The sequence below is a fragment of the Pontibacter sp. HJ8 genome, assembly GCF_054824225.1.
In genome coordinates, this window is the sequence record NZ_JSYF01000318.1 from 1 (window position 1) to 5794 (window position 5794).

At 49.0% G+C, this 5794-nt stretch carries 5 protein-coding genes; 4 read left to right on the forward strand and 1 reads right to left on the reverse strand.

The window, feature by feature from the left end; genetic code table 11:
- From OB13_RS14075 to OB13_RS14090, 4 genes are all read left to right on the forward strand, one after another.
- Nucleotides 1–1163, forward strand: a 1163-nt coding sequence (locus tag OB13_RS14075; RefSeq protein ID WP_461490804.1) for a SulP family inorganic anion transporter, incomplete at its 5' end; no start/stop codon positions are given.
- A gap of 399 nt (nucleotides 1164–1562) precedes the next feature.
- Complete coding sequence (locus tag OB13_RS14080; protein ID WP_461490805.1) at nucleotides 1563–2354, forward strand: SDR family oxidoreductase; 792 nt, start codon at nucleotides 1563–1565, stop codon at nucleotides 2352–2354.
- 537 nt (nucleotides 2355–2891) lie between these two features.
- Entirely contained in the window at nucleotides 2892–4157 is a 1266-nt protein-coding gene (locus OB13_RS14085; RefSeq protein ID WP_461490806.1) for a M20 family metallopeptidase, read from the forward strand.
- A 15-nt stretch (nucleotides 4158–4172) separates the two neighbouring features.
- Nucleotides 4173–4814, forward strand: coding sequence for a trimeric intracellular cation channel family protein (locus OB13_RS14090; RefSeq protein WP_461490807.1), 642 nt, complete (start codon nucleotides 4173–4175; stop codon nucleotides 4812–4814).
- Nucleotides 4815–4998: 184 nt separating this feature from the next.
- Here the strand turns inward: OB13_RS14090 and OB13_RS14095 are convergent.
- Nucleotides 4999–5794, reverse strand: a 796-nt coding sequence (locus OB13_RS14095; protein ID WP_461490808.1) for a sensor histidine kinase, incomplete at its 5' end; no start/stop codon positions are given.

Below are 5794 nucleotides of genomic sequence, written 5' to 3' on the forward strand. Positions count from 1 at the left end.
CGCTACTACCCGGGCTGGCTACCATATTTTTTATGCTAGTGTTGCCCAGAACGCCTTTAGGCAATAAATCGGCTATTGTTTCCATCGCGCTGCCCTCGCTTTTTATTTTTTTACTCAAATGGGCCGATGTAGAGGTAGTGAGCGATGTAGGTGAAATTCCCAAAGGCTTGCCTCCGTTTCGTTTGCCAGATTTTTCGCTGCTACAGCCTGCCTTATTCAGTGGAGCGCTTTCCCTGGCCCTGATCACGCTGATCCAGGCAGCCGGTGTCAGCCAGAGCGTGCCAAACCCGGATGGCTCGCGGTCCAATACTTCCAAAGATTTTATCAGCCAGGGTATAGCCAATATAGCCTCCGGATTATTTGGCGGAATCGGTGTTGGGGGTTCCCTGGGCTCTACTTCGCTAAACATCGTTTCAGGTGCCAGGAGCCGGTGGGCCGGCATTTTCTCCGGTCTGTTGGTGCTGGCGCTTGTCTTGCTCTTGCCTGCCCTGGTAGGGAACGTAGCCATGCCGGTTCTGGCAGCTGTCATGATCTATGCCATGGCGAGCTCCCTCAAAATGGAAGAGAACAGACAGGTATGGAATGCCGGATGGGCCTCCAGGATCGGCCTTGTCTGCACCTTCCTGATCACTCTGTTTATGCCGGTGCAATACGCGGTATTGATCGGTGTACTCCTTTCGTTTACCCTTTATTTCCTGACTTCTTCACGGCTGGTAAAGCTACATAGAAGGGCGCTTGTAAATGAGGGCTTGTTTAAGGAAATAGAGATGCCTGCCGAAATTGAGAACGAAGCCATTCACATTTTAGCTGTGGACGGTGATCTGCATTTTGCCGGGGCACGGATCCTGGAAAACCAATGGCCTCTACTGGCTCCGCAAACCCGGCGCCCGGTCATTATCCTGGAAATGAGGGGCCGTAACAACATCGGCGCGACCCTGACAGAAGTGATTGAGAATTTTTACGAAAAGATTAAAAAGGCGGAAGGCAGGTTTTACATCACAGAATTAGGCGAAAACAGTTTCGCCTCCTTTCAGGCGCAGGCGACCCCCAAAGTATTAGAAGGTATACAGCTGCTCAAGAAAAATGAAATCGTTGGCGAGAGTACCCGGCAAGCGGTTTCGGAGGCACAGGATTGGCTTACCAGCGGCTTTCCTTCCGGCTAGCCAACGCTTCATTTCGCTCAATAGACTGCCTTTTTCTAAGGTTTATTACTTTCAAAAGCTTACATGCTGGAGCGGCCTTATAGCAATCGAAAATGAACTACCTATCCCACTGCGACTTTTAAATCTAAATGAGACCCGGAAAATCAGCTAAAAAACTCGATACCTGATTTCCCGTTTGTTTTAATGGTATGACAGAAGCAAGTACTTTCTGTATTTATAGACTTTGTATAGTATCAGATCATTATTCTCTGAACACAGGAAAGACAGAATGATACACTGTGGGGCATTTTAAGTTTGAAAAAGAGGCTGTTTACTAGCTTTTACAAAAACGGGTACAGGCCCTCGAATCGTGACGCAGGCAGTTGGAATTACAAAGACGCTATTCAAATTATTATCATTATGACAAAGCTGGAAAACAAAGTTATCGCTATCACCGGAGCTGCTATGGGATTGGGGTTGGCAGCGGCAATGGAAGCGGCGAAACAAGGTGCCCGTCTGTCGCTCATCGACTATAACGGAAAAGCGTTGGAGGAGGCGCAGCAAGCCATTCTAAAAGAGTATCCCGATTCAAAAGTGATAACCGTAATAGCCGATGTTTCTAAAGAGGAGGAAGTGAAAAAGTATGTTGATGAAACGGTAAAGGCTTTTAGCCGCATTGACGGCTTTTACAATAATGCTGGGATTGAAGGCAAACAAGCTCTTATGACGGAGTACGATATACAGGTATTTAAGAAAGTGATTGACATTAACCTGATGGGTGTTTTTTACGGCATGCGCTATATCATTCCCATCATGCAACGCCAGCAGTACGGACGTATTGTAAACGTGGCTTCCGTGGGGGGCATCAGGGGCGTCCTGAATCAAACGCCTTATGTAGCCAGCAAACATGCCGTTTCGGGCATGACGAAAAATGCAGCGCTGGAATTTGGCAGATACGGAATCATCACCAATGCGATTGCTCCGGGTGCCATCTTAACGCCCATGGTCGCTGAAGCCTTCCGGCAGGTAAACCCGGATGATCCAAAAGCTGCTGAAAACGATTATGCGAAAGCCAATCCAACCAAACGCTTAGGATTACCCGATGAAGTGGCGAAAGTTGTCGTCTTTCTGTTAAGTGAAGATGCGTCTTATGTAAACGGGCAAACCATTGCCATTGATGGCGGCGAGTCAAATAGCTATGGCTTTGTTTAATAGGTATAGCCTGAGCAAAGTAAACTGCCGCAATCTCAAAAGCATGGTAAAGCAGGACTCACCTGCTAAGGTTTGTCAGGAGGGTTATGAATTAACCCAAAGTAGCAGGTATGAGTCAGAAAGTTTTAGTAACGGCCGGCGCCGCAGGTATAGGATAAGCTATTGTGTGCCTCCCTTACGGTGCTGTTACAAAGGTAAATAGCCTGGTTTCAGCTCCGGCCGCGCCCTTCATCATCAACATCTTTGCGGCTTTTCTGTTAGGGCCTATTTTGGCGAAATACATTGACTTATTCAAAGCTGCCCAGACCATAGCTAAAAAGGGTTTGGAACTTACCGGACCCAAAAGAAAATTCCCGGTACTGATCGGGCTAACCTCTCAGGCTTAGAGATATTTAAAAACCAGGCAGGTAGTATATGCCTGAGATTTAACGTATTGAAGGTTGGTGACCTAGCAGGAATCTCGCGAACAGTCCCCAAGAGCTATCGGGAACAAACAGTTGAATCTCCCGGCATATCATTCAAATTTAATTTATAGGTATGGAAATTTCTCAGATCAAAGCCTTCAATGCTAAAATGGACAGATTCGTGGATCAGCTGCTTCCTGAGCTGGAAGAGATATACAAAGATCTCCACCGGAACCCGGAGTTGTCGATGCAGGAGTTTCGGACGGCCAAAATTGCTGCGGATTATTTAGCCCAATATCAATTCGAGGTTTCGACAGGTATAGGAGTAACCGGTGTGATAGGTATTTTGAGGAATGGCGAAGGTCCTGTCGTGATGCTACGGGCAGATATGGATGCGCTTCCTGTTACCGAGAGCACCGGCCTGCCTTACGCGAGTACAATTGTAGCCAGAGATGAAGAGGGGATAGAAGTAGGGGTGTCGCATGTATGCGGGCACGACCTGCATGTGACCTGGCTCATGGGCATCGCCAGGTTATTTTCAGAACACAGAGACGAATGGCAAGGCACGCTGATGGCTGTTTTTCAGCCAGGTGAAGAGGTTGGACGTGGGGCACAAAGCATGATAGACGATGGTATGATGGATCGTTTTCCGAGGCCGGACATTATTCTGGGACAGCATGTTATGGTGGGCGAAGCCGGTACGGTAGGGTATCGGAGCGGCACCATTTTAGCTGCCGGCAACAGCCTCAAAGTAAAGCTTTTTGGACGTGGCGCACATGGCTCCCAACCGCAAACATCCGTTGATCCTGTGGTGATGGCGGCGGCTACCACCATGCGCCTGCAAACCATAGTTTCGCGTGAGATCGCCCCGATAGAAAATGCCGTACTGACCGTAGGTGCTTTGCAAGCAGGAACCAAGGAAAATATCATCCCCGAAGATGCCACACTCAAATTGAATATCCGAACGTTTAATGAGGGCGTCAAGAACCATATACTTTCAGCGGTTAAGCGCATCTGCTGTGCGGAATGTGCCGCTTCCAATGCCCCACGGGACCCGGAATTTACAGAGTTGTCCAGTTATCCGCTCACGGAAAACGATGCCCTGGCTACGGCGAAAGTGGCAGGCGCATTTGAGGCACAGTTTGGGAACAGATCACAGGAAACCAAACCTGCTTCCGGCAGCGAAGACTTCAGTATATTCGGCCGGAATTGGAAAGTACCTTACGTTTTCTGGTTTGTAGGCGGAACCGATCCGATACTATACCTGGAAGCTAAAAAAAATAACCAGCTAAACGCTATACCCAGCAATCATTCACCTAAGTTTGCGCCTGTAATAAATCCGACCTTAAAAACCGGGTTGCAGGCGATGATGACAGCCGCTGCAGCCTGGCTGAATTAAACTGCTGCCCGTTCAATGGACAAACTACATTCGCTGTATTACTTTCTTGATCTGGCAGGTACTTTTGCATTCGCCCTAAGCGGGGCCACGGCAGCCAGAAAACGCAACCTTGATCTGTTTGGGATCTGTGCCCTTGCCTTTACTGTGGCCTGCGGCGGCGGAATTATCCGTGACCTTTGTATCGGGGCGATTCCACCTGCCGGATTAACAAACTGGCCCTATCTGGTTGTGGCCTTGATCGCGGCCGGATTAACAGTCCATTTTTATTCTGTGGTCCAACTGCTCACCCGCCCGGTACTAGTCTTCGATGCCGTGGGTTTATCCTTGTTTGCGGTAACAGGTGCAGAGAAAGCGCTACACTATGGCCATAACGGAGAGGTGGCAGTTCTTTTGGGTATTACGACAGCTGTAGGAGGCGGAGTAATACGCGATGTGTTGCTAAACCGGGTTCCCGTCATCCTGGAAAAAGAGATTTATGCGTCGGCAGCGCTTATCGGGGCTCTGATTGTCGTTTTAGGAAATTACTTCAAATGGATATCAGCCGATTGGGTGGCGATCATTGCGTTAACGATCTGTTTTACCTTGCGAATATTAGCGCTCCATTACCGTTGGAACCTGCCCACTCCTGCAAATGACAAACGCAAATCGGATAAATAATCAGGCATTTTACTTTGTTGCTGCGACCACGGTTTATTCAGTATAGCCGGCTCACCTTGCTTAAAACCAATGTCGACCCGGCTGTACTTTTTCAGGTATAGGAGAGATTCAGGTATAGGAAAGATAAGAAAATCTATCTACAACCTTTGATTTTCAGTGCGGTGCCTTCATCCAGAAAGAGAGCTCATGACAGCGTACTGGCAGGAGGTGCGTCCTCGGAAACAGGTGGCGTTTTGGCAGCTACAGGAGTGTAGGGCAGGAGGACCGTGAACTCGGTCCATTCCCCTTCCTCAGAAGCAACTGTTACTTGTCCGCCATGTTCCTTGGTGATGATGTCATAGCTCAAAGAAAGGCCCAGTCCGGTGCCTTGCCCGGCGGGTTTGGTTGTAAAGAAAGGCTGAAAGATTTTATCCCGTACCTTAATAGGTATACCTGTTCCGTTATCCCATACCTTGATGAACGCTCTTCCGTCCTGTCGGCCGGTGCTTACCCTCACCTTGGGCTCATACCATGCACCGTCATGTTGCTTTTGCTGCACAGCATAAAAGGCGTTGTTGAAGAGGTTGAGCAACACGCGGCTGATATCCTGCGGCGCTACTTCCACTTTCCCAAGCCGCGGATCGAAAGCAGTGATCATTTTCGCTGTGAACCCCGGGTTCTGTGCTCTCAGACCGGCATAAGCGAGGTTCAGATACTCATTGGTTAAGGTGTTCAGGTCGGTCGGCTGCCTCTCCCCGGAAGAGGTTCTGGCATGCTGCAGCATACCTTTCACAATGGCGTCGGCACGTTTCCCGTGCAAACTGATTTTCTTCTCATTTCCCTGAATGAACTCTGCCAGGGTGGTAGCCTCCGGCAGGTGCCCTGCAGCCAATTCGCCTTTTAACTCAGCAATCAGATCATTATTTACCTCGGCAAAGTTGTTGACAAAGTTGAGCGGGTTCTGGATCTCGTGGGCAATGCCAGCCGTAAGCTCGCCCAAC

Excerpts from the sequence above, each read along its gene's own strand:
- OB13_RS14080 (WP_461490805.1), top strand. The coding sequence starts at position 1,563 with ATGACAAAGCTGGAAAACAAAGTTATCGCTATCACCGGAGCTGCTATG.
- OB13_RS14085 (WP_461490806.1), top strand. The coding sequence starts at position 2,892 with ATGGAAATTTCTCAGATCAAAGCCTTCAATGCTAAAATGGACAGATTC.
- OB13_RS14090 (WP_461490807.1), top strand. The coding sequence starts at position 4,173 with ATGGACAAACTACATTCGCTGTATTACTTTCTTGATCTGGCAGGTACT.